This window comes from Xanthomonas cissicola (assembly GCF_008801575.1).
Classification (GTDB): domain Bacteria; phylum Pseudomonadota; class Gammaproteobacteria; order Xanthomonadales; family Xanthomonadaceae; genus Xanthomonas; species Xanthomonas cissicola.
Map to the genome: position 1 here is coordinate 1 of NZ_VZPL01000027.1, position 21005 is coordinate 21005.

General features: G+C 65.6%; 22 protein-coding genes, 1 other RNA gene and 2 pseudogenes. 9 read left to right on the forward strand and 16 right to left on the reverse strand.

Annotation, left to right across the window (positions count from 1 at the left end; translation table 11 throughout):
* Positions 1-118: pseudogene (locus F7R02_RS12905) on the forward strand (IS5/IS1182 family transposase); the annotation flags it as partial.
* A 15-nt stretch (positions 119-133) separates the two neighbouring features.
* On the opposite strand, the gene F7R02_RS12910 reads toward F7R02_RS12905, so the two are convergent.
* Positions 134-209: non-coding RNA, sX9 sRNA (locus F7R02_RS12910), on the reverse strand.
* Between the two features lie 147 nt (positions 210-356).
* Between F7R02_RS12910 and sbcB the strand changes: the two genes are divergently transcribed.
* The 4 genes and pseudogenes from sbcB to F7R02_RS12930 all read left to right on the forward strand — a co-directional run bounded on the left by sbcB (position 357) and on the right by F7R02_RS12930 (position 3698).
* Positions 357-1802 carry an exodeoxyribonuclease I gene (gene sbcB, locus F7R02_RS12915; protein ID WP_078590534.1) on the forward strand — a complete coding sequence of 482 codons (1446 nt, stop codon included), beginning with the start codon at positions 357-359 and terminating at the stop codon, positions 1800-1802.
* Positions 1799-2485 carry a DUF2461 domain-containing protein gene (locus F7R02_RS12920; protein ID WP_003485919.1) on the forward strand — a complete coding sequence of 229 codons (687 nt, stop codon included), beginning with the start codon at positions 1799-1801 and terminating at the stop codon, positions 2483-2485. The genes sbcB and F7R02_RS12920 overlap by 4 nt, the downstream gene beginning before the upstream one ends.
* Positions 2485-3074 (forward strand): annotated as a pseudogene (locus tag F7R02_RS12925) (aldo/keto reductase); the annotation flags it as partial. The gene F7R02_RS12920 and the pseudogene F7R02_RS12925, both read left to right, overlap by 1 nt.
* A 72-nt stretch (positions 3075-3146) precedes the next feature.
* Positions 3147-3698: a DUF2939 domain-containing protein gene (locus tag F7R02_RS12930; RefSeq protein WP_139371040.1), complete on the forward strand. Its 552-nt coding sequence runs from the start codon at positions 3147-3149 to the stop codon at positions 3696-3698.
* Positions 3699-3728: 30 nt separating this feature from the next.
* Here the strand turns inward: F7R02_RS12930 and F7R02_RS12935 are convergent, their stop codons facing one another.
* The 8 genes from F7R02_RS12935 to F7R02_RS12970 form a co-directional block, all read right to left on the reverse strand.
* Entirely contained in the window at positions 3729-4685 is a 957-nt protein-coding gene (locus F7R02_RS12935) for a 5'-nucleotidase (protein WP_005919764.1), read from the reverse strand.
* 165 nt (positions 4686-4850) lie between these two features.
* Complete coding sequence (locus tag F7R02_RS12940) at positions 4851-5627, reverse strand: NAD kinase (RefSeq protein WP_003485927.1); 777 nt, start codon at positions 5625-5627, stop codon at positions 4851-4853.
* Between the two features lie 216 nt (positions 5628-5843).
* A complete protein-coding gene (gene rlmKL, locus F7R02_RS12945) occupies positions 5844-7979 on the reverse strand; it encodes a bifunctional 23S rRNA (guanine(2069)-N(7))-methyltransferase RlmK/23S rRNA (guanine(2445)-N(2))-methyltransferase RlmL (protein WP_078590536.1) in 2136 nt (711 codons plus the stop codon).
* Positions 7976-8167 (reverse strand): hypothetical protein, encoded by a 192-nt coding sequence (locus F7R02_RS12950; RefSeq protein ID WP_078514592.1) that lies wholly within the window; start codon positions 8165-8167, stop codon positions 7976-7978. Before F7R02_RS12950 ends, rlmKL begins: the two co-directional genes overlap by 4 nt.
* On the reverse strand, positions 8146-9759 hold the full coding sequence (locus F7R02_RS12955) for an ABC-F family ATP-binding cassette domain-containing protein (protein ID WP_078590583.1): 1614 nt from the start codon (positions 9757-9759) through the stop codon (positions 8146-8148). Before F7R02_RS12955 ends, F7R02_RS12950 begins: the two co-directional genes overlap by 22 nt.
* 185 nt (positions 9760-9944) lie before the next feature.
* Entirely contained in the window at positions 9945-10451 is a 507-nt protein-coding gene (locus F7R02_RS12960; RefSeq protein ID WP_078590538.1) for a GNAT family N-acetyltransferase, read from the reverse strand.
* Between the two features lie 40 nt (positions 10452-10491).
* Positions 10492-11019, reverse strand: a complete 528-nt coding sequence (locus F7R02_RS12965; protein ID WP_078590540.1) for an alpha/beta hydrolase — start codon at positions 11017-11019, stop codon at positions 10492-10494.
* Complete coding sequence (locus F7R02_RS12970) at positions 11016-11507, reverse strand: MOSC domain-containing protein (protein ID WP_078590541.1); 492 nt, start codon at positions 11505-11507, stop codon at positions 11016-11018. The genes F7R02_RS12965 and F7R02_RS12970 overlap by 4 nt, the downstream gene beginning before the upstream one ends.
* Before the next feature lie 23 nt (positions 11508-11530).
* Between F7R02_RS12970 and F7R02_RS12975 the strand changes: the two genes are divergently transcribed.
* Entirely contained in the window at positions 11531-12106 is a 576-nt protein-coding gene (locus F7R02_RS12975) for an N-acetylmuramoyl-L-alanine amidase (protein WP_078590543.1), read from the forward strand.
* 364 nt (positions 12107-12470) lie between these two features.
* Here the strand turns inward: F7R02_RS12975 and F7R02_RS12980 are convergent, their stop codons facing one another.
* The 4 genes from F7R02_RS12980 to F7R02_RS12995 all read right to left on the reverse strand — a co-directional run bounded on the left by F7R02_RS12980 (position 12471) and on the right by F7R02_RS12995 (position 16015).
* A complete protein-coding gene (locus F7R02_RS12980; RefSeq protein WP_059028868.1) occupies positions 12471-13424 on the reverse strand; it encodes a DUF1684 domain-containing protein in 954 nt (317 codons plus the stop codon).
* Positions 13425-13512: 88 nt separating this feature from the next.
* Entirely contained in the window at positions 13513-14385 is an 873-nt protein-coding gene (locus tag F7R02_RS12985; RefSeq protein WP_078590545.1) for a sulfurtransferase, read from the reverse strand.
* Positions 14382-15203, reverse strand: a complete 822-nt coding sequence (locus tag F7R02_RS12990) for a CoA pyrophosphatase (RefSeq protein WP_078590547.1) — start codon at positions 15201-15203, stop codon at positions 14382-14384. Before F7R02_RS12990 ends, F7R02_RS12985 begins: the two co-directional genes overlap by 4 nt.
* A 113-nt stretch (positions 15204-15316) precedes the next feature.
* On the reverse strand, positions 15317-16015 hold the full coding sequence (locus F7R02_RS12995) for an FKBP-type peptidyl-prolyl cis-trans isomerase (RefSeq protein WP_004429231.1): 699 nt from the start codon (positions 16013-16015) through the stop codon (positions 15317-15319).
* A 163-nt stretch (positions 16016-16178) separates the two neighbouring features.
* On the opposite strand from F7R02_RS12995, the gene F7R02_RS13000 reads away from it, so the two are divergent.
* The 3 genes from F7R02_RS13000 to nth are packed head-to-tail and all read left to right on the forward strand — an operon-like array spanning position 16179 to position 18056.
* Positions 16179-16961, forward strand: coding sequence for an enoyl-CoA hydratase/isomerase family protein (locus F7R02_RS13000; protein WP_078590549.1), 783 nt, complete (start codon positions 16179-16181; stop codon positions 16959-16961).
* Between the two features lie 7 nt (positions 16962-16968).
* Positions 16969-17349, forward strand: a complete 381-nt coding sequence (locus tag F7R02_RS13005; protein ID WP_039578024.1) for a hypothetical protein — start codon at positions 16969-16971, stop codon at positions 17347-17349.
* Entirely contained in the window at positions 17346-18056 is a 711-nt protein-coding gene (gene nth / locus F7R02_RS13010; RefSeq protein ID WP_078590551.1) for an endonuclease III, read from the forward strand. The genes F7R02_RS13005 and nth overlap by 4 nt, the downstream gene beginning before the upstream one ends.
* Before the next feature lie 200 nt (positions 18057-18256).
* Here the strand turns inward: nth and F7R02_RS13015 are convergent, their stop codons facing one another.
* The 3 genes from F7R02_RS13015 to F7R02_RS13025 form a co-directional block, all read right to left on the reverse strand.
* Positions 18257-19825, reverse strand: a complete 1569-nt coding sequence (locus F7R02_RS13015; protein WP_033485684.1) for a SulP family inorganic anion transporter — start codon at positions 19823-19825, stop codon at positions 18257-18259.
* Between the two features lie 11 nt (positions 19826-19836).
* Entirely contained in the window at positions 19837-20517 is a 681-nt protein-coding gene (locus F7R02_RS13020) for a carbonic anhydrase (RefSeq protein WP_005913808.1), read from the reverse strand.
* A 115-nt stretch (positions 20518-20632) separates the two neighbouring features.
* Complete coding sequence (locus F7R02_RS13025) at positions 20633-20953, reverse strand: hypothetical protein (protein WP_003487163.1); 321 nt, start codon at positions 20951-20953, stop codon at positions 20633-20635.
* Positions 20954-21005 lie beyond the last annotated feature (52 nt).

Consider the following 21005-nt stretch of genomic DNA (forward strand, 5'->3'; position numbering starts at 1 on the left):
TAGTTTTGCTTGGCTGGAGAAGAACCGAAGGCTATGGAAGAACTGCGAGCGCAAACTCAACACCAGCCTGCAGTTCATCCATTTGGCCTTCTTGGCGCTATTACTCAGAAGATCGTGAACAGGTTCTTAGAGCGGCTGACAAAACGTAGCGAGAGCCGTCAGGTGGGCGCGGACGGCGCGCTCAGAACCGCAGTGTACGAGTGGTACATGCCGATTCCGAGCACCGGCCGCACCCGCCTGGCGGCTGCGCAGTCGTTTTGTTAGCTGCTCTTCGCGTGACGTTGCCGCGATGGGGGATACTAGACGACACCGGCAGCACATACGCCGTGCGCCGCGCATCTGGATGTCGTACCCGCATGCCTGACAGCTTTCTCTTCTACGACCTGGAAACCTTCGGCCAGGATCCACGCCGCACCCGCATTGCACAGTTCGCTGCAGTGCGCACCGACGCGCAACTGCGCGTGATCGAAGAGCCCATCAGCTTTTTCGTGCAGCCGGCCGACGATCTGCTGCCCTCGCCCTACGCCACCATGGTGACCGGCATTACCCCGCAGCACGCGCTGCGCGAGGGCGTCACCGAGGCGGAGGCGTTCGCACGCATCGCCGAACAGATGGGCCGACCGCAGACCTGCACGCTGGGCTACAACTCGATCCGCTTCGACGACGAATTCATCCGCTGCGGCCTGTTCCGCAATTTCTACGACCCGTACGAGCGCGAGTGGCGTGGCGGCAATTCCCGCTGGGATTTGCTGGATGTGCTGCGACTGGTACACGCGCTGCGCCCGCACGGCATCGTCTGGCCACAGCGCGAAGATGGCGCCACCTCGTTCAAGCTGGAGCACCTGGCCGATGCCAACGATGTGCGCGAAGGCGATGCGCACGAAGCCTTGTCGGACGTGTACGCCACCATCGGCATGGCGCGCAAATTTCAGCAGCACCAGCCGAAGTTGTGGGACTACGCGTTGCGCCTGCGCGACAAGCGCTTTGCGGCCACCTTGCTGGATGTCATTGCGATGCAACCGGTGCTGCATGTTTCGCAGCGTTACCCTGCCTCGCGCCTTTGCGCTGCGGCGGTACTGCCGCTGACGCGCCACCCGCGCATCGACAGCCGCGTGATCGTATTCGATCTGGAGGGCGACCCGGAGGTGCTGTTGCGGCTCAGCCCCGACGATATTGCAGACCGCCTGTATATCCGCGCCGCGGATTTGCCGGAAGGCGAACAGCGTATCCCGCTAAAGGAAGTGCATCTGAACAAGTCGCCCGCGCTGGTAGCCTGGCAGCATCTGCGCGCTGCGGATTTCGAGCGCCTGGGTGTGGATCACGACGCGGTAGTGGCCAAGGCGGCACGGTTGCGCGCATTGGGCCCTGAACTTGCCGAGAAGGTGCGCCAGGTCTACGGCAGCGAACGCGCCGCGGCCGCGGTGGTCAACGATGCCGACGCCTCGCTCTACGATGGCTTTCTGGCCGAAGGCGACAAACGCCTGCTTGCGCAGGTCCGCGCCAGCGCGCCGGACGAACTGGGCGCGCTGGAAGCGCGCTTTCGCGATCCGCGCCTGATCGAGCTGCTGTTTCGCTACCGCGCGCGCAACTGGCCGCAGACACTCTCGTTCGAGGAACAGGAGCGCTGGAACGTGTATCGCCGCCAGCGCCTGCTCCAAGACCGCGACCTGGGCGAAGTCACCCTGGAGCAATACCACGCGCAGATCGCTGATTTACGGGGTGCTCACCCCGACGATGCTACCAAGCAAGCCCTACTCGACCAGCTCGCCGCCTGGGGTTCGGACCTCCAACGCACGCTATGACCACCTACTTTTCCGACGCCAGCTTCAAGTTCCTGCGCGCCCTGGCCCGCCACAACGACAAGACCTGGTTCAACGACCATCGGCATCAGTATGAAGCGCATGTGCGCCAGCCGTTCCTGCAGCTGATCACCGATCTGCAGCCTGCACTGGCTCAGGTCAGCGAGCACTATCGCGCCGATCCCAAGACCCAGGGCGGCTCGCTGTTCCGCATCTATCGCGATGCGCGGTTTTCCAACGACAAGTCGCCGTACAAGAACTGGCAAGGCGCGCGCCTGTTCCATGAGCGCCGCCGCCAGATGCCGGCGCCATCGTTCTATCTCCATCTGCAGCCCGGCGAAAGTTTTGTCGGCGCCGGCCTGTGGCATCCGGAGCCGGACACGCAACGCAAGCTGCGCCAGTTCATTTTCGACAACCCCGGCAGCTGGAAGGCCGCTGCGCATAACCCGAAATTGCTGCGCAAATTCAGCCTGGACGACAGCGAAAAACTGGTGCGGGCACCGCGCGGCTTCCCCAACGATTTTGAGTTCATCGACGATCTCAAGCACCGCAACTGGGCGTATCTGCGTCACCTGGACGACAGCATCATGACCGGGCCGCGACTGCGCCAGACCATCGAGGCGGACCTGGTGATCCTGGCGCCGTTCGTCGATTACCTGTGCGCGGCCTTGGACCTGGAATTTTGATGACACAGGATCTACCGCTAGGCCAGCAGCGCCGGACGCTGGGCCGCACCAGGCTATTGGTCTCGCCGATCGGTTAGGGATGTTCCGGCTCTTGGGGCCACCGGCGCTTCGACGAAGGCGCCGCCGCACGGGTGGTCGAGCACGCGCTGGCGCAGGGCGTGAACCTGCTCGATACCGGCCACCACTACTCCGCCTTCCATGTGCGCAACCGCGCCTGCGACGGATCCTGCGCCCCCTGCTGGCGCAGCGTTCGCGGGATTCGCTTGTCGTGTCCAGCAAGGGCGGTACGTTGACCGGCCAGGCCGGTGCCAGTGGTGCGCAACAGCGTGACTTCTCTGTCGCAGCGATCACGGCCAGTTGCCAAGCATCGCTGCGCAATCTTGGCTTGGACTATCTCGACATCTACCAGCCACATGGCGCCAGCGAGCACGACATCAACGACGACCTGCTGCTGGCTGTGCAGCGCCTGCGCGAACGCGGCCTGATCCGCCACACCGGCATCAATACGCATTCGGCATCGACCCTGCGCTGGATGATCGCCAATCCTGACGTCTTCGATGGGGTGCTACTGGACTACAACGCGCTGCAGTCGGCGATGGCCTCGGCTCCCCCAGTCACTGATCTTCACCTGTCGCGGCCGCGATTGCGGCAGTCTGGCGGCATGAAAAAAGCCATCGGCGTCCTCATCGCTTTCCTGCTGACCGTCACTGCGTGGTGGTTCGGCGGGCCTTACATGACCATGCATGGCCTGTCCAAGGCCATCGAGCAACGCGACACCGCTGCACTGGGACGTTATGTCGACTTCCCGCGTGTGCGCAGCAGCCTGCGCGCCCAGCTCAACGATTATCTGGTGCGGCAAGCCGGTCCAGACCTCGCCGCCAGTCCGTGGGGCACGTTGCTGTATGGCCTGGGGAACCAACTCGGTGGTGCAGCGGTGGATACGCTGGTGACGCCGATCGGCATCGGTGCACTGTTGCAGGGGCATGTGCTGTGGAAGCGCGGCCGCAATGAACTGCAGGGCGGCGATCCCTTCGGCCCCACCGAGCCAGCACGACCGCTGAAAAACGCCAAACACCGCTTCGAGGCACTGGACCGCTTCGTGATCGACGTCGAACGCGCCCCCGGCGAACCACCACTGAAGGTGGTGCTGGAACCACAGGGGTTGCGCTGGAAGGTGGTGGACCTCCAGTTGGAGATGTCGCCGGCGTCATGATGCCGGTTGAGCGACGTAGCCGCCTTCGCCTTACCCTTCGTTGGCCACGCCGTGCGGCACATGGCCGGCGGCCACATGCTGATGCTGGCGGGCACTGTCGATGTTGTGCTGCGAGTCGTCGAAGAAGATATCCGCACCAAACGCCTGAAGGAACGGGCCCTTGTGACGCCCGCCAAGGAACAGCGCCTCGTCCAGACGCACGCCCCACTCGCGCAACGTGCGGATCACCCGCTCATGCGCCGGGGCCGAGCGCGCGGTGACCAGCGCCGTGCGGATCGGCGAGGCCTGGCCGGGCGGAAAGGCCGCCTGCAAGGTATGCAGCGCCGAAAGGAAATTACGGAACGGCCCCACCGACAACGGCTCGCGCGCGCGTTCGCGCTCGTGACGACCGAAGGCCTCCACGCCCTGCTCGCGCGAGATACGTTCGCTCTCGTCGCCGAAGATCACCGCATCGCCATCGAAGGCGATCCGCAGCTGCGTTGACAGCCGGCTTTCGTCGTTGTCCACGATTGCCGCGGCGGCCTCGGCGCGTTCGCCCAGTGCGCGCGGCATGATGGTCGCCGCCGCGATGCCATGGCTCAGCGCACGGCGCACCGATTCCGGATTGGCCGACAGGAACAGATCGGTCCCGAATGGCTTGACGTAGGGCCAGGTCGGCTCGCCCGAGGTGAAGGTGGCACGCACGATGCCCAGGTTGTAATGCTGGATCGAGTTGAAGATGCGCAGACCGGTATCGGCGGAATTGCGTGACAGCAGGATGACTTCCACCCGCGGCGCGTCCTCGGGCACATCGTGATTGAGCGCCAGCAGCTTGCGCACCACCGGGAACGCAACGCCAGGTTGCAGGATGTCGTCCTCATGCTCGCGCTGGAACGCCGAATACGCCTCCACTCCGTCGGCCTCGAACAGCGCATGGCCTTCTTCGAGATCGAACAGGGCGCGCGAGGTCACCGCGACGGTCAGGAGCCTGGGGGAGTTATCGGTCATTGGGGCGGGGATTCGGGATTCGGGGTTGGTTTAAAGCAGGAACTGGAGGTCGGGATTTGATCGCCCCTCCGCGCAGCATCGTAGCGCGTGCGCGCGATTCTAAAGACGACGTGGCACGCTGCTGCCGTTGCCAATCCCGAATCTCGAATCCCAGATCCCCGCCTTTCACACCGCAAACTGCTCGCTGAAGATGCGCTCTTCGAGATTGTGTTCGGGATCGAACAACAACGTGACCTGGCGCTGCGCGGATTCGCGGATGGTCACTTCGACCACGTCGCGAATTTCGTGCGAGTCGGCGGTGACGCTGACCGGGCGCTTGTACGGGTCGAGCACGCGAAAGCGCACTTCGGTATCTGCCTTGAGGATGGCGCCGCGCCAGCGTCGCGGACGATACGGTGCGATCGGCGTCAGCGCCAACGTATGCGAGCCCAGCGGCAGGATCGGCCCGTGCGCGGAATAGTTGTACGCCGTGCTGCCGGCCGGCGTGGCCACCATCACGCCATCGCCGATCAGCTCGGCGATGCGGGTCTGGCCGTTGAGATCAATGCTGAGATGCGCGGCCTGCCGGGTCTGCCGCAACAGCGAGACCTCGTTGTAGGCCAGCGAGCCGGCACTGGCCCCGGACTCGGTCTGCACCTGCATTTCCAGCGGCCGCAGATACGCCGGCTCGGCGCGCTGCAGGCGCTCGAGCAGGTCGTCCTCGTTGTCGCGGTACTGGTTCATCAAAAAGCCGACCGAGCCCAGCTTCATGCCGAACACCGGCTTGTCGGAGGCGCCATGCCGGTGCAGCGTTTGCAGCATGAACCCATCGCCGCCCAGCGCACAGACGATGTCGGCGCTGTCCAGCGCATGGTCGCCATAGCGCTGCGTGAGGCGCGCGCGCGCAGCAACCGCCGGCTCGGCGGGGCTGGCAAGAAAAGCGATGCGGGGTGGTGCGGTCATCGTTGACTCCAGAGCATGCGAATCAGCATACCGCAGCCCCGTGCTGGGCTTGTTGTGGGTCCGTTGCGATCATGTCCCACCCTCACCCACCTGCACGGCAGCAGTTGCGTCGTCGCAAGCACCGCTCCCGCGCCTGCACGCATGGCATCCTGGCAACTGCGTCTGCTGGCGCCTGCGGGCCATGCCGGCCCGCCGACGGACGCAACCGACCCGAGCTCAGGCCGTCAACCGCCAGGCGCGATGGATGCGCGCATGCCGCTCGAAATCCGGGTCGATGGTGCGGGGGCTGATTTCTTCGCACTGCGCGAACTCCGCCACCCCTTCCTCGTCCAGCTTGAAGCGACGGAAGTTATTGGAGAAATACAACACCCCCCCCGGCGCCAACCGTGCCACGGCCGCGCGCAACAGACGCACGTGCTCGCGCTGGATATCGAAATCTTCCGCGCGCGCAGAATTGGAGAAGGTCGGTGGGTCGCAGAAGATCACATCGAAGTGCGCACGCTCGGCTTCCAGCCAGGCCAACGCATCGGCCTGCACCAGTTTGTGCTTGCTGCCGGCCAGCCCGTTCAACGCAAGATTATCGGCGCACCACTGCAGGTACGTTGCAGACAGATCCACGCTGGTGGTGGAGGCCGCACCGGCCACCGCCGCTTCCACGCTGGCCACACCGGTGTAGCAGAACAGGTTGAGGAAACGGCGCCCCCTGCACTGCTGCGCCATGGTGCCGCGCAGCGGGCGATGGTCCAGGAACAGCCCGGTATCCAGATAATCGAACAGGTTCACGCGCAGCAACGCGCCGTGTTCGCGCACGTGGACGATTTCGTTGCGTTGCTCGAAGCGGCCGTACTTGCTGCCGCCCTTGCCGCGTTCGCGCGACTTGAGCGCCACGCGCTCGGCCGGTACCTCGAAGACCTCGCGTGCGGCGGCCAGCAATTCGTTGAGGCGACGACGCACATCGGCCTCGGGAATCGTCGCCGGCGCTGCGTATTCCTGCACATGCAGGAAGATGCGCCGGTCGCCATCGGCCTGCTGGTACACGTCGATGGCGGCGGAATATTCCGGCAGGTCGGCGTCGTAGGCGCGGAAACATTCGATGCCTTCGCGTGCGCGCCACTTCTTGAATTTCTGCAGATTCTTGCGCAGCCGGTTGGCCACCATCTGCGCGCCCTCGCTGAGCGCGGTTGGTGCCGCCAGCGGGGTACGCCGCGGCACTGCAATCGGGTCGCAGACGATCAACGCGCATTCAATCGCGCCGTTGAACAGCTGGTATTTCTTGCCCGCGCGCAGGCCGGTGGCATACGCCAGCTCGGCATTGCCGCACAGCAGGCTGGCACGCCACTGCGGCGCGACGCGCTGCAAGGTGTCGCCCAGGCGGCGATACAGCGCCGCATCGGCGGCCAGGCGCTCGTCGTAGGGCGGGTTGCACACCACCACGCCGGTGGCCTGCGGCGGGGTCTGCAATTCACCGACCTCGCGCACGCCGAACCAGATCGCCTCGGCCACGCCGGCCACTTGCGCATTCTCTTTCGCAGCGCGGATGGCGTGCGGGTCCATATCGCTGCCATGGATCACCTGCTTGAGCGCAGCGCGGCCGACCCTATCGCGTTCGCGCGCCTCACCGACCAGCTGCTGCCAGCGGTCGCGGTCGAAACCGCGCCAGCGGCTGGGCACATCGCTGCCGTAGCGCTGCAGACCGGGCGCGACGTCGGCGGCCATCAGCGCGCCTTCGATCAGCAGCGTGCCGCTGCCGCACATCGGGTCGAGTAGACCGCCGCCATCGGCATAGGCGCGCGGCCAGCCGCCGCGCATCAGTACCGCTGCGGCCAGATTTTCCTTCAACGGCGCCTCGTTCTGCGCCATGCGCCAGCCGCGACGATGCAGCGGGCCGCCGCCCAGGTCCACCGAAATGGTGGCGCGGCCCTTGCGCAGCGACAGGTTCAGGCGCAGGTCCGGGTTTTCCACGTCCACCGACGGGCGCTCCAGCCCCTGCCGGCGCATGGTGTCGACCACCGCGTCCTTGATGCGCTGCGCCGCGTAGCGGGCGTGGGTGATGGCGGTCCCGGACACATGCGCGTCCACCGACAGCGTATGCCCCACCGACAGATGCGCGTCCCATGGCAGTTCGGCCACGCCGGCGTACAGCGCGTCTTCGTCCGGGCAATCGAACTCGGTCAGCGGCCACAGCACGCGGCTGGCCAGGCGCGACCACAGCACGGCGCGCTGCGCATCGCGCAGTTCGCCTTCGACGTTGACGCCGGAAATAGTGGCAGTGGCCTTGCTGGCACCGAACGCAAGCAGCTCGTCGGCAAGCAGGTATTCCAGGCCCTTGGCGCAGGATGCGAAGAATTTCACGTAGGCAGGTATCGATAAAGACGCTGGCCGCGGCGGCGAGCGTGAAAGCAGGACGGCGGGCCGGCTCCCTGGTGGGCAATGCCGCGGCCGCCGTGGACGGGCCGCAAATGGTCGGCCATCGCGACCGGCATTACCAGCCCGGCGCCAGCGTCGCACACTGCACGGTTCACCACGGCGCCAGCCGCCACTGCGCCTGCGCGGTGTCCAGGCGCTGCTGCAGACCCAACCGTTGCAAGAAGGCCGCATCATGCGAGGCGACGATCAGCGCCCCCTGGTGGTCGTGCAGCAGCGCCTCGATCGCTTCCACCGAGGCCAGATCCAGGTGGTTGGTGGGCTCGTCCAGCAACAGCAGGTGCGCCGGCCGCGCCCGGTACAGCGCGCAGACCAGCGCAGCCTTGAGCCGCTGGCCGCCGCTGAGCTGGCCGCAGGGCAGGTCGGCACGCGTCTGGTCCAGCCCCAGCAGCGCCAGGCGCAGCCGCTGCACGTGGGCTGGCGCACCCGGGTTTGCCTCCTGCAGTTGCGCAGCGGCCGAGCGCGCCGGGTCCAGCAGCCCCAGGTCCTGATCCAGATACGCCACCGGCACGTGCACCTGGCAATGCCCTGCGCTTGGCTGCAGGCGCCCAGCCAGCAATTGGAGCAAGGCGGACTTGCCGCTGCCGTTCGGACCAACCAGACCAATCCGCGACCGCCCCTGCAGCAGCAGGTCCACGCGTCGCCCGCCCAGCCGCGCGTCCGCCACTTCCACCTGCCGCCGCGTCGCCAGCCGCCGCGGCGTGTTGGCAGGCAAGGTCGGCGCCAACGCAGCGATCGCCGGATCGACTTCCACCTGCGCTGCAGCCTGCACCACCGCTTCGCTCAGCCGCGCCTGCTCGGCCTGACGTTGCTGTTGCAGTCGGCCTGCGCTGACTTGGCTGCGCTGCTTCTGCCCGCCAAGCAGGATCGCGGCCTGATTGGCCTGCCCCGCAGCACGCGCGCCGCGTGCCTGGCGGTGCTGTTGACGCTGCAGCTGCTCGCGCAACACCTGCTCGCCGCGTGCGCGTGCATGTTTGCGCTGGGCCAGCAGATCGCTGGCGGCCCGCTGCTCGCTGGCGCGCTGCTGCGCATAGAATCCGTAATTTCCGCCGTAGCTGCGCAGCCCGTGCGCGGACAAGTCCAGGATGCGCTGCATCGCCTCGAGCACGCCGCGGTCGTGGCTGATCACCAGCAAGCCGCCGCTCCAGGCCAGCAATCGATCCATCAGCCGCTGGCGTTGCGGACCATCCAGGTGATTGCTGGGCTCGTCCAGAATCAGAACATCCGGCTGGCTCACAAACGCACCGGCAAGCGCCACGCGCATCGCTTCGCCGCCGCTCAGTTGCGCGGCCGGTGCATGCGGATCGCGTCCACCCAGGCCTTGCCGTTCCAGTTCGGCAGCAAATTGCGCATGGGCCGTCCAGCGCTCCCCAACGCGTTCGAAATCGGCCGGCGCAGCACTGCCAGCGGCAATGCGGTCCAACGCATCCAGCAGCGGCGCGACACCAGCCAGGTCGGCAATGCGCTGCCCCGTCGCCACGCTCACCCGTTGCGGCAGGTAGTGCACGCTGCCACTGCGCACGCACCGCCCGGCACTGGGGAGCAGCTCACCGGCCAGCAGGCGCGCAAGTACGCTCTTGCCCACGCCATTGCGCCCGACCAGGCCGGTAGCGCGTTGGTCGATATGGATGTTCAGATCGGAAAACAGTGGGCTGCCATCGGGCAGCACATACGCAACGCGTTCCAGCGTCAGCGACGGACAGGGCATACCGGTCTCCATTGCATGCCAGCACACGCGCCGATCCAACCGGACCAGCAGCGGGTAAGGCCGTCATCTCGACGGCGGCATCAATGGCGCATCGGACCAATCCCAAAAAGGTCAAGTGTGCCCAGTCTAACCCGCCGCACCGGCTGCGACACCGGCGCAACAGGCCGGGCGAACGCAGCTCGCGCTCAACCCAGCCCGAACGCCGGGTGGTAAGACACATCGGCCAGCGGCAGCAGCCGGTCGCCGAATGCCAGGGCTTGCAGTTCCGATGCAGGCACCTCGGGCAACACCAAGCCAGGTTCGACCGCGAAACCCAGGCGCCGGAAAAACGCCGGCTCGCCCAGCGCCAGGCAGCCTGCGGCGCCGCGCTCGCGCAACGTGGCGAGCGCTGCCTGCACCAACCGCGCGCCCAGACCTTGCCGTTGGTGGCCGGGCCCCACGGCCAGCGGGCCAAGCGCGAACCAGCCGGGCGAATCGTCGGACAGCGCCACCGGCGAGACGGCCAGATGCCCGACCACATAGCCGTCGTGGCCGGCCACCAACGACAACGCCAGTGCGCCGTCCTGACGCAATCCTGCAATCACCTGGTGCTCGTCATGCCGGCTGCGTTCGGCGCGCATGAAGGCCACCATGGTCAGCAGTTCGATGGCGGCGACGTCGCCTTCGGTGGCTTCGCGGATCAACACGTTCATCGGTGGCACCACACGCAGCCGTGGCTGGGAACAGTCCGCATCACAGGCTCTGCAATAACTCTGCGAATGCGCGTGCCGACGCGTCGACGTGCAAGGCAAGGCGATGGTCGTCGTCGACCAGCAGCAGGCGCGCATGCCGGGCCTGCGCCCAGGCGATCACGTCGGCAGCCGGAATCAGTTCGTCGCGCCAGGCATGCACGATCGAGATCGGCACCGGTGCGGCGTCCAGCGCCGGCATCGGGCCCATCTTGGTCGGCGGCACCATCAGAAACAGGCCGCGGGTGGGCACCTGCAACGACACCATCCCGGCGATATACGAGCCCAGGCTGGAGCCGACCAGCACCACCGGCCCCTTCTCGGCCGCCGCCTGCGCGATTTCCAGCAGGCGCTGCAGCCGGCCTCGCACGTCGCCCAGCGTACTCACCTCGCGGCGTGCATCCAGGTCGGTGTAATCCGGGCGTTCGTGGGTCCAGCCCAACTGCTCGGCCACGTTGGCCAGCGCGGTGACTTTCAAGGCGTCCGGGCCGCTTTCGAAGCCGTGCGAGAGGATGCAATGGCCGCGACTCATAGCGCCTGCACCGTATCGCCGATGCGCAGCACGCCGCCGCGCAGGACGCGTGCGCACAGCCCACCGTGGCCGCGCATGGCGTTGTAGCCGCCTGCGCCCAGGGCATCTTCCATGCGCGAACACGGGTCGCACGGGTCGGTGCCTTCCAGTTCAATTTCACCGATCCGGAATCGCCGCCCTTTCAACGCGACCAACGGAATGCCGGACACCACCAGATTGCGCCGTAGCGTCGTCGGCGCGATGGTCGCGTGTCCTGACAACGCCGCGATCACCGGCAGATGCTCGGCCTGGATCAGGGTCACGCCACGCTTGCCGCTGCCGCCCTTGTAGCGGTCTCCCACAAGGCCAATACCGGTGGTGACCTGCGCCGCGTCCACCTCCAGCATCGCCACGTCGCGCGCCGGACGCACGCCGATCCAGGTGACCTGACCGGTCTGCGGCAGCGTCGCCATCAATTTGCCCAGGGGGCTGTCGGGATTCAAAGCCATCGGACAATGCTAGCATCCGCTCCATGTCCGATGCCGTCTTGCCGTCGCCGCCAATCACCTACGCGCCGTTATCCTACGAATCGCGGTTGGCCAGGCGCGCGCTCACCCAGATCGACATGGTGGTCATCCATTGCACCGAATTGCCGGACATGGCGATGGCGCGCGAATACGGCGAACGCGTGCTTTATGACAGCGGCACCGGGAACAGCGGGCATTACTACCTCGATCGCAGCGGCAGCATCCAGCAATACGTCGCCCTGGAGCGCGTTGCGCATCATGTGCGCGGGCACAACCCGCATACGCTGGGCATCGAACTGGTCAACCGCGGCCGTTATCCACACTGGCTGGATTCGCGGTATCAGGAGATGACCGAACCGTATCCCGAAGCACAGATCGCGGCGCTGATCACCTTGTTGCAATGGCTCCAGCAGCAGTTGCCGTCGGTGCGGCGCATCGCCGGCCATCAGGCCCTGGATACCACCCAGGAAGCGGCCAGCGACGACCCGTCGCGCAAGATTCAACGCAAGCTCGACCCCGGACCGTTGTTTCCGTGGTCACGTATCGAAGCGGCGGTGAGCTGGTCGCACACGCCACGTTAGGAGGCAGTTGTAGAAACCGGACGACGCCTGCATCCGACAGGTGTTTGCCGGTCCATCTGGAGCGGCCACAAAAAGATGCTGCCCAACCACCGCACCGGCGTGACGGGCGCGGAATCGGCGGCTACCCGCCAACACTCCGGCTCATGCACGTCTGCCGCCGCCGGTGGGCGACTCGCTGCGTTACGTCGGTCATGCCCGGTAGCGCCCGACGGCGCCGACATCGACGAGAAGCGGTTCAACATGCGCGCCAATCTTGCCGTCGAAAGACAGCGTCGCCTGCAGAACACGCACGTGATAGCTCTCGGATGCTTTGATGACCCGAAAAACATCTTCCTTCGCGCACCGTCAACCCGTTGCAGCACGCTCAACGTTCGGTCGCACGGTAGGTCTTCTCGCCGGCATTGACTGCCACGTCCAACCGGTTTTCAGGCGGCGCGATGGGGCAGACCACATGGGGCGTCAGCGCGCATGGCGGATTTTCGGCCAGATTGAAATCGAGGACCACCTGACCATCGCGGGGCAACGCGGCAAACAGATAACGCGCGCCGCCATAACTTTCCTTGCCGCTGGTGCGGTCGGCGAACAGGAAGAACAGGCCCTTGCCATCTTCCTGCAGCAGCGGCCGCAAGCGGTATTGGCGGCCATCGCGCGAGAACACCGCTTCTCCCGGCACCTGCACGGTGAGCGGCGTGCCGATCGACGTCAGCAAGGTCGTCGTGCGCGGCGTTGGATAGGGTTGCCACTGCGCCTGGATGCGCCACTGCGGATCGGTCGGGAAATAGTCCAGCCCGTCGAACTGCGTCAGCGCCGGCGCTGCCGGGTCGCGGAAGCGCCAGCCGTACAAGGCGCCGGTCTGCACCAGATAGAACTGCCGGCCACCCACGTCCAGCCGGTCGCCGCGCTGCCCTGCCCGCTCCGGTTCCAGGCGCACCTCATCGACGCGCTGCCCATCGAGCGCCACCGACGCGGCGGCATCTGCGCGAAAGCGCACCTGCCCTGCAGCATCCAACGTCAGTTGCCCCAGCTGCGCAGGGCCGGCAGGCAGGACGATATCGCTATGCGGGTCGCTGCCCACACGGTACTGGCCGGCGCGCACGCGCCCCGAACCGGTATAGCTCAACCACCCGTCGGGCGCACGCAGCTGCCTCAGCCGCTCCGCACGCGCTTGTTCCAGCGCGACCTGGTACACATCGTGCTGCGCCGCATTTCGATGACCGGCAGCAGGCCTATCGCTGACATCGGCGGACGACTCCGCCGAACAGGCAGCCAACGTCCACACCGCGACGCACAGCGCGCCAACCCGTAACTGCAACCGCATGGCTCACCCAGCACTGCAAGAAACTGCGCTCCGCGCAGCGAACCCGCGTCCCCACAGGTCACCGTTCCTGCCGCCATTGTGCCTGCAATCAGGCGCCGGTCGCGACCGGCCGCGAGGCGTCTTGCAGCCAACCGCTCCAGGAACCGGCGTAGACGCGCGCTCCTGATAACCCGGCCACTTCCAATGCCAGCAACAGATGGCATGCCGTGACACCCGACCCGCACATCACCACCGCCTGCTCGGGCCGGTACGCACCCAGCAACGCGGACAACTGGGCGCGCAGTTCGGCAGCTGGTTTGAAGCGACCATCACGCAGGTTCAGCCCCAACGGACGATTCACCGCACCCGGCACATGCCCGGCCACCGGATCGATCGGCTCGACTTCGCCACGGAAACGCTCGCCTGCCCGCGCGTCCAGCAACCAGCCCGGCGCCTGCTGCAGTCGCTGCACGATCTGCTCGGCATCCACGACCTCGGCGGTATCGAAACTGCCGGGATACGCTGCGCCATCACCCACTGCAGGCGACTCGGTGCTTTCCGCAAACCCGGCAGCACGCCAAGCGGCCAAGCCGCCGTCCAGCACCGCCACCCGGCCATGCCCCATCAGTCGCAACATCCACCACGCGCGCGCAGCCGCCATGCTGCCATCGGCCGCGTCGTAGACAACGACCTGGGTGTGCGGATCGATGCCCCATTCGCCCAGACGTTTGGCGAATGCCGCGCTGTGCGGCAACGGGTGCCGCCCCTGCGCCGGCCGCGAAAGATCTGCAAGGTCTTGGTCGAGATCGGCGTAGTGCGCGCCGGGCAGATGCCCCTGCGCGTACGCCTTGCGCGCTGCGTGCGGGTCTGGCGCGGTCGGTGGGGCGGCACGCGCATCCAGCAGACGCAGCTGCGGATGCTGCAACGCGGCCGCCAGCACGGCGGCATCGACCAACGTGGTCCAGTTCGGATCGGCACTCATGCAACCTGCTCCAGGCGACGACGAAGATTGAGAAGAATGGCGGCGGTAGCGCCCCAGATGCGGTGGGCAGGCCAGTCGTATTCGAGCACGCGCCGCGGGCGCCCGCGGAATTCCAGTTCCACACTGCGTAGATTGTTCGGGTCCATCAGATAGCCCAGCGGCACTTCGAAGACGTCCGCCACTTCATCCGGCTGCGGCACCGCCACGAACCCCGGGTCGATGACCGCCACCACGGGCGTCACTCGAAATCCACTGACGGTCAGAAACGGATCCAGGTATCCGATGGCATGCACCTGCTGCGCCCCCAGCGCAATTTCTTCGCAACTCTCGCGCAGCGCTGCAGCGGCGGCGTCGGCATCGGACGGCTCCATCCGTCCGCCAGGGAAGCTGACCTGCCCGGCGTGATGGCGCAAGCTGTCCGTACGCCGCGTCAGCAACACCGTCGTTCCCTGTTCCCGCGGCACCAGTCCGCACAGCACCGCCGCTTCGGCAGACGCGTCGCCGTCGGTCAGGTCGATCAGCTCGGCATGGTTCCAACCCGGCCCGGCCGGCGCGGTATCCAGCGGATACAGCGCCCGCCTCAACTGCGCGTATTCGGGCAGGCGTGCCGTCAGCGCGCGTGCGGGCAGCACCGTGTGCAGATAGTCCTGGCGTTCGGCGTCGCTCATGCTCATCCAGCGTGCAATTTCATCCAGGCTGCGCAAACAGCCGACGCAGTGCGACTGCGCGTCCAGCGAACATACACCGATACACGGACTTGGCAGAGGGCCGGCAGCGAAATCGGGACCATCATCGGATGCGACGTCATTGCCGCTCATCGCTGGTCCTGCGGCCGCTGCATTGTTGCATCGCTCTCTTCAGACAATCGCCAGACCAAAAAACGACAACGCCGGCCTGGTGGCCGGCGTTGTCGCAGCAACATCGCGTGCAATTACTTGACGCTGACCAGCTTGATCTCGAACTGCACAGCCACGTTCGGCGGGAACGGGGTACGCGGATCGGCGCCGTAGGCCTTTTCCGGCGGGAGGGTCACTTCCCACTTCGAGCCGGCCGGCATTTGCAGCAGCGTGTCGCGCATGGCCTGCATTTCGACCTCGCTGACCTTGATGGCCGGGATCTGCTGCGCCGGACGTGCCTTCTCGCGGTCGCCGAACGGGAATGGACCGGCCACTTCCAGCTGCACGGTGCTGGCCTGGGTCGGCTTGGCGCCCTTGCCGGCTTCGATCACGCGGTACTGCACGCCGCTCGGCAGCGTCTGCACGCCGGCGGTGCTCTTGTTCTTGGCCAGGAACGCGTCGCTCTTGGTCTTGTTGGCCGCAGCGGCCTTGTCGTACTCGGCCTTGGCCTGCTGGGCACGGCCCTGCTCGCGCTTCTGGAACGCTTCAACTGCCGGCTTCAGCTGGTCGGCAGTGATCGCCGGCTGCTTCTTGGCATAGGCGTCCTGCAGACCCTTTACCACCGAGTTGATGTCGAGCTGCTCGCCGCGGCCGGTGAGCTCGGCAAGATTGTTGCCGTAGTCGTAGCCGAAGTAATAGCTCAACTTGCCCTTCTCGGACGTCGTGTCCTGGGCCAGTGCATTGCCCGTCAGGGCCAGGGCCGCCACGGCGACCGCGATAGAACGCAACTTCATCAAACAATTCTCCAGGGTGGTGGCACAGGACGGGTCTGCCGCCTGAGATGACGCGCTAGGATAACGGCCGCGATACCGAACCGCTACTTATCGCGAAAGCTAGGACCAGCAAGGTTTTCGGAAGTTCCGTATTTACTATTTTTTTACGTTCGCAAGGGTTCACATGTCCAATCACGTCATTCTGATCGCCGATCACGCCAGCATCCGGACGATTACCGTCAATCGGCCGGACAAACTGAACGCTTTGAGCCAGGCGACCATGCAGGCGCTGGATCAGGCGTTCCAAGACGCAGCCGCTGCGGACGATGTACGCGCCGTGATTCTCACCGGCGCCGGCCCCAAGGCCTTCGTGGCGGGTGCGGATATCGCGGAAATGAGTGATCTGTCGGCAATCCAGGGCCGCGCATTCTCGCTGGTGGGCCAGCGGCTGATGCGCCGGATCGAACGCATGCCCAAGCCGGTGATCGCGATGATCAATGGCTTCGCGCTGGGCGGCGGCCTGGAGCTGGCGATGGCGTGCCACCTGCGCATCGCCGCAGCAACAGCGCGCCTGGGGCAACCGGAAATCAATCTCGGCCTGATCCCCGGCTTTGGCGGCACGCAGCGCCTGCTGCGTCTGACCGGTCGCGCCGCAGCGCTGGAACTGTGCCTGCTCGGCCTGCCGATCGACGCAGCCCGCGCACTGCAACTGGGCCTGGTCAATCGCGTGGTCGAAGCGGATGCCTTGCACGAAGAGACGCTGGCGCTTGCGCAACGCCTGGCAAACGCGGCGCCACTGGCGCTGCGCGGCATTCTCGATGCGGTGATGTTCGGCGGCGAATGCGCCATCGAAGAAGGTCTGCAGCTGGAAACCGCGCAATTTGCGTTGTTATTCGCCACTGACGATATGCGCGAAGGCACTCGCGCGTTTCTCGACAAACGCCCTGCACAGTTCCGCAATCGTTGATATCGCCATGACGCTCGACCTCATTCCGGAATCGCGTCCATGGCCGCTGCTGTTGTTCGATTGTGTGCAGGCCGACGACCTGGATCGTGCGCTGGCACTCGGCTTGATGGCGTATCTGCCCGACCCGCAGCACGGTACGCTGGACGCCGACTGCCCGCAGGTCTGCGCCACGTTGCTAAGCGCGCAGCGTCGTCTACGAGACGCCTGGGCCGCGCGCGAACGCTATCGCGCGCGCTCCGCGCGCCTGCACCGCCGGGCTGCCGAACGCGACGCGCGCAGGGCGCCCGCCCCGGCACCCAGCCAACCGGCAACGCCCGCACTGCCGCCGCTGGCCGCTGCCATCCTGGCGCGCGCAAAGGCGAAAGCCGCTGGCGGAGCGCAGCCATGAACATACCTCAGGCAACGGCGCCGGCGCGTCGTGGCGGCAGCATGCGCAAGCCCGAGATACGGGAAATGTTCGAGCGCCTGCGCGAACTCAATCCGCACCCCACCACCGAATTGGAGTACACCACCCCATTCGAGTTATTGATCGCGGTGCTGCTGTCGGCGCAAGCCACCGATGTCGGCGTCAACAAGGCGACCCGTAAGCTATATCCGGTGGCCAATACCCCGCGCGACATTCTCGATCTCGGCGAAGAAGGCCTGAAGCGCTATATCTCCACCATCGGCTTGTTCAACGCCAAGGCCAAGAACGTCATCGCCACCTGCCGCATCCTGCTGGAGCGCTATGGCGGCGACGTGCCGCATGATCGCGCCGCGCTGGAAGCGCTGCCCGGCGTTGGCCGCAAGACCGCAAACGTGGTGCTCAACACCGCCTTCGGCGAGCCCGCCATGGCCGTGGATACGCATATCTTTCGCGTCTCCAACCGCACCGGTCTTGCGCCAGGCAAGGACGTACGCGCGGTCGAATACAAGTTGGTCAAGGTGATTCCGTCCGAATTCCTGCACGATGCGCATCACTGGCTGATCCTGCACGGACGCTACGTCTGCAAGGCACGCAAACCGGATTGCCCGGGCTGCGTGATCCACGATCTATGCCGCTACCGCGACAAGACGCCGCCGGCCCCTGAGCGGCAAACAAAAACCAGGAGTTGATGCATCAATGTAGCCGGAGCAACGACGCAACCGCGCGCCCTGATACACGCGCAGCAACCGCAAAGCCGCAAGCTTTTACGAATCCCGAATCCCCACTCGCGCCAAAAAAAAATCGTGACCGGATGATGCGTCGTTCGGCGCCATGCATCATCCGATCACGATGGGGTCACCCGGCGCGAACGCCGGGCGTTTACGACACTTTACGCAGCTTTCGCCCGCTCGACGCGCTGTTCCACCAGCACGCCATCCACCGTGGGCTGACCTTCGACACGTCGATCCAGTTCCTTCCAGTCCACCACCAGTTCGCAGCCGCGCGAGGCCGCATTCCGGCTCCAGTCGCGCAACAACTCGATGCAGGCATGATCGACGTGGTGCAGCTTGGCCACATCTAGATGCAGCGCAGTGTTCGGCGGCACGCTTTCCAGCGTACGTGCCATCGCCGGCACCTTCAGGAAGGTGGCCGAACCCTGCAGGGTCAGATGCATTTCGTCCTTCTTGTCGGCGTGCTCGCGCACCTCCACCTTCAAACGCGAAGAATGCAGTGCCAGACGGAACAGCGACAGACCGAAGCCGATCAGCACGCCGGTCAGCAGGTCGGTGGCCACGATCGCGAAGGTGGTCGCCAGGTAGATCGCAGCCGTTCCGCGGCCGTAGGTCGCCAGTTCCTTGACCTGCCCGATCTTGATCATCTTCACGCCGGTATAGACCAGGATGCCAGCCAGACACGCCACCGGCGTCATCCGCAACAGCCACGGCAACAGCATGGCGAACACCAGCAGCCAGCTGCCGTGCAGGATGGTCGATGCACGCGTTGCCGCACCGGCCTGCACATTGGCCGCGCTGCGCACGATCACGCCGGTCATCGGCAAAGCACCCAGGAAGCCGCAGAGCATATTGCCCACGCCCTGCGCCGCCAGCTCACGGTCGTATTGCGTCCGTGCGCCCTGATGCATACGGTCCACCGCTGCCGCCGACAGCAGGGTTTCGGCGCTGGCGATGAAGGCGAAGGTCACAGCCGAGACCAGCAAGGTGTGGTTGAACACGCCAAAGATGTCGGAAATGCTGGGGATGCTGATCGCAGAGAACAGATTGGTCGGCACGTCGACCTTGTTGACATTCAAGCCCTGCAATTGCACGGTCGCCGTGACAACCACCACCGCGATCAATGCACCCGGCAGAAACCGCAGACGCTGCGGGCGCAGCTTGTCCCAAGCCAGGATGATGCCGATCGTCGCCAGACCCACGAACAGCGCATTACGGCCGGTCCCCTCGCTGATGGCCTGCCACAACACGCCAGGCAATGCGGCGAAGTTTTCCAGACCGCGTGCCTTGGGCGCGGCATCCATCAACACGTGCGCCTGCGAGGCCACGATCAAGATGCCGATGCCCGACAACATGCCGGCCACCACGGCCGGCGATGTCATCCGGAACCAGACGCCTGCGCGGCACAGACCGGCAATCAGCTGAATCGCACCGGCCACCAAGATCACCGGCCCGAGCGCAACAGCGCCGTGCTCCCGGACCAGTTCGAACACCAACACAGCCAGGCCGGCGGCCGGCCCGCTCACTTGCAGCGGGGAACCCGCCAGAAAGCCGACGACCAGACCACCAACGATGCCGGTGATCAGGCCTGCGGCGGGCGGCATGCCGGATGCGATCGCGATACCCATGCACAGCGGCAGCGCGACAAGGAAGACCACTACGGACGCCAATAAATCACGCCCAAACAGTCCCTGACGGAAATATCCGCCGATACCTGATGTGTTCATGGCAGGCTCCGTCAGGCGAGTTCAGCGCGCACGACTTGCTGCAGTCGCGGGCGTGGAGTGGCTTCGGGGGTGCTTTCGGCCAGCAGTGGCCGGAAGCCACCCTTCTCGGCATCGAAGGCGCGGATCTCCCCGTGGGCGATGTCGTAGATCCAGCCGTGGATGCGCAAGGTGCCTGCCGCCAGGCGCGCTGCCACCACCGGCTGCGTGCGCAGATGGTCCAGCTGCGAGACCACGTTCTCTTCGGTCATGCAGTTCAGCGCATCCGGGCTCTGTGGATCGTGCCCGTGATGCGCGGTGACATGACGCGCCGCATCGGTGTGCTTGAGCCACGCTGCCACGGAGGGCACGTCTTCCAGCGACTCCGGCTTAAGCACGGCCTTCATCGCGCCACAGTCGGTATGCCCGCAGATCACGATGTGCCGCACGCCCAGCACAGCGATGGCGTATTCGATCGCCGCCACCACGCCGCTGACGTGCTGAGAGTAAGGCGGCACCACATTGCCGATATTGCGATAGACGAACAGTTCGCCTGGCTGTGCGGAGAAGATCAGCTCCGGCATGACGCGCGAATCTGCGCAGGTGATGAACAGCGTATGCGGGCTCTGGCCGCCCGCCAGCTCCTGAAAGCGCGCACTCTGGCGCGGATAGACTTCCTTACGGAAATGACGAAAACCTTCTAGCAAACTTTCCATGGGAGATTCCTCTAGGCAACGAATAGCAGTCCGCGGCGCACGCCGCGAATTGCAAAGACAAACAAATCAGGTAGGAATCCGGCGCCGAACGCACCGGGTGCAGCGACAGCGGGGATCAGCCAAGCAGTGCGTTTGGAGGACGCAGCTGTGGGATCAGGTCGCGTTTTTGATTTGCCGGCGCGTGATGCGCATGCCAAGAGGGGGAATACCGCGCCAGCATCGGCCATGCTTGGGAGAGCAAGGGGATATCGTCTGCAGGCTGTGTGTCGACTTGGCTCTGTGTATCGCCGTCGTCCTGCGGATCTTCAACTGCATCGCGTTCTTCGCCAGCATCCACCATGACCGCCAAGCCGTCGCCCACGAACGCATCCTGCATGCGCGCGTGCGCGTTGGCTGCCGACCACGCGGAGAGCGCGAGCAGGCAGACCAACAGCAATTGGAGGAATCGAGGAAACATGGCCTCGAAGCTAACAATTCTGACGCCGCGT

Excerpts from the sequence above, each read along its gene's own strand:
- sbcB (WP_078590534.1), top strand. The coding sequence starts at position 357 with ATGCCTGACAGCTTTCTCTTCTACGACCTGGAAACCTTCGGCCAGGAT.
- F7R02_RS12920 (WP_003485919.1), top strand. The coding sequence starts at position 1,799 with ATGACCACCTACTTTTCCGACGCCAGCTTCAAGTTCCTGCGCGCCCTG.
- F7R02_RS12930 (WP_139371040.1), top strand. The coding sequence starts at position 3,147 with ATGAAAAAAGCCATCGGCGTCCTCATCGCTTTCCTGCTGACCGTCACT.
- F7R02_RS12935 (WP_005919764.1), bottom strand. The coding sequence starts at position 4,685 with ATGACCGATAACTCCCCCAGGCTCCTGACCGTCGCGGTGACCTCGCGC.
- F7R02_RS12940 (WP_003485927.1), bottom strand. The coding sequence starts at position 5,627 with ATGACCGCACCACCCCGCATCGCTTTTCTTGCCAGCCCCGCCGAGCCG.
- F7R02_RS12955 (WP_078590583.1), bottom strand. The coding sequence starts at position 9,759 with ATGCCCTGTCCGTCGCTGACGCTGGAACGCGTTGCGTATGTGCTGCCC.
- F7R02_RS12960 (WP_078590538.1), bottom strand. The coding sequence starts at position 10,451 with ATGAACGTGTTGATCCGCGAAGCCACCGAAGGCGACGTCGCCGCCATC.
- F7R02_RS12965 (WP_078590540.1), bottom strand. The coding sequence starts at position 11,019 with ATGAGTCGCGGCCATTGCATCCTCTCGCACGGCTTCGAAAGCGGCCCG.
- F7R02_RS12970 (WP_078590541.1), bottom strand. The coding sequence starts at position 11,507 with ATGGCTTTGAATCCCGACAGCCCCCTGGGCAAATTGATGGCGACGCTG.
- F7R02_RS12975 (WP_078590543.1), top strand. The coding sequence starts at position 11,531 with ATGTCCGATGCCGTCTTGCCGTCGCCGCCAATCACCTACGCGCCGTTA.
- F7R02_RS12980 (WP_059028868.1), bottom strand. The coding sequence starts at position 13,424 with ATGCGGTTGCAGTTACGGGTTGGCGCGCTGTGCGTCGCGGTGTGGACG.
- F7R02_RS12985 (WP_078590545.1), bottom strand. The coding sequence starts at position 14,385 with ATGAGTGCCGATCCGAACTGGACCACGTTGGTCGATGCCGCCGTGCTG.
- F7R02_RS12990 (WP_078590547.1), bottom strand. The coding sequence starts at position 15,203 with ATGAGCGGCAATGACGTCGCATCCGATGATGGTCCCGATTTCGCTGCC.
- F7R02_RS12995 (WP_004429231.1), bottom strand. The coding sequence starts at position 16,015 with ATGAAGTTGCGTTCTATCGCGGTCGCCGTGGCGGCCCTGGCCCTGACG.
- F7R02_RS13000 (WP_078590549.1), top strand. The coding sequence starts at position 16,179 with ATGTCCAATCACGTCATTCTGATCGCCGATCACGCCAGCATCCGGACG.
- F7R02_RS13005 (WP_039578024.1), top strand. The coding sequence starts at position 16,969 with ATGACGCTCGACCTCATTCCGGAATCGCGTCCATGGCCGCTGCTGTTG.
- nth (WP_078590551.1), top strand. The coding sequence starts at position 17,346 with ATGAACATACCTCAGGCAACGGCGCCGGCGCGTCGTGGCGGCAGCATG.
- F7R02_RS13015 (WP_033485684.1), bottom strand. The coding sequence starts at position 19,825 with ATGAACACATCAGGTATCGGCGGATATTTCCGTCAGGGACTGTTTGGG.
- F7R02_RS13020 (WP_005913808.1), bottom strand. The coding sequence starts at position 20,517 with ATGGAAAGTTTGCTAGAAGGTTTTCGTCATTTCCGTAAGGAAGTCTAT.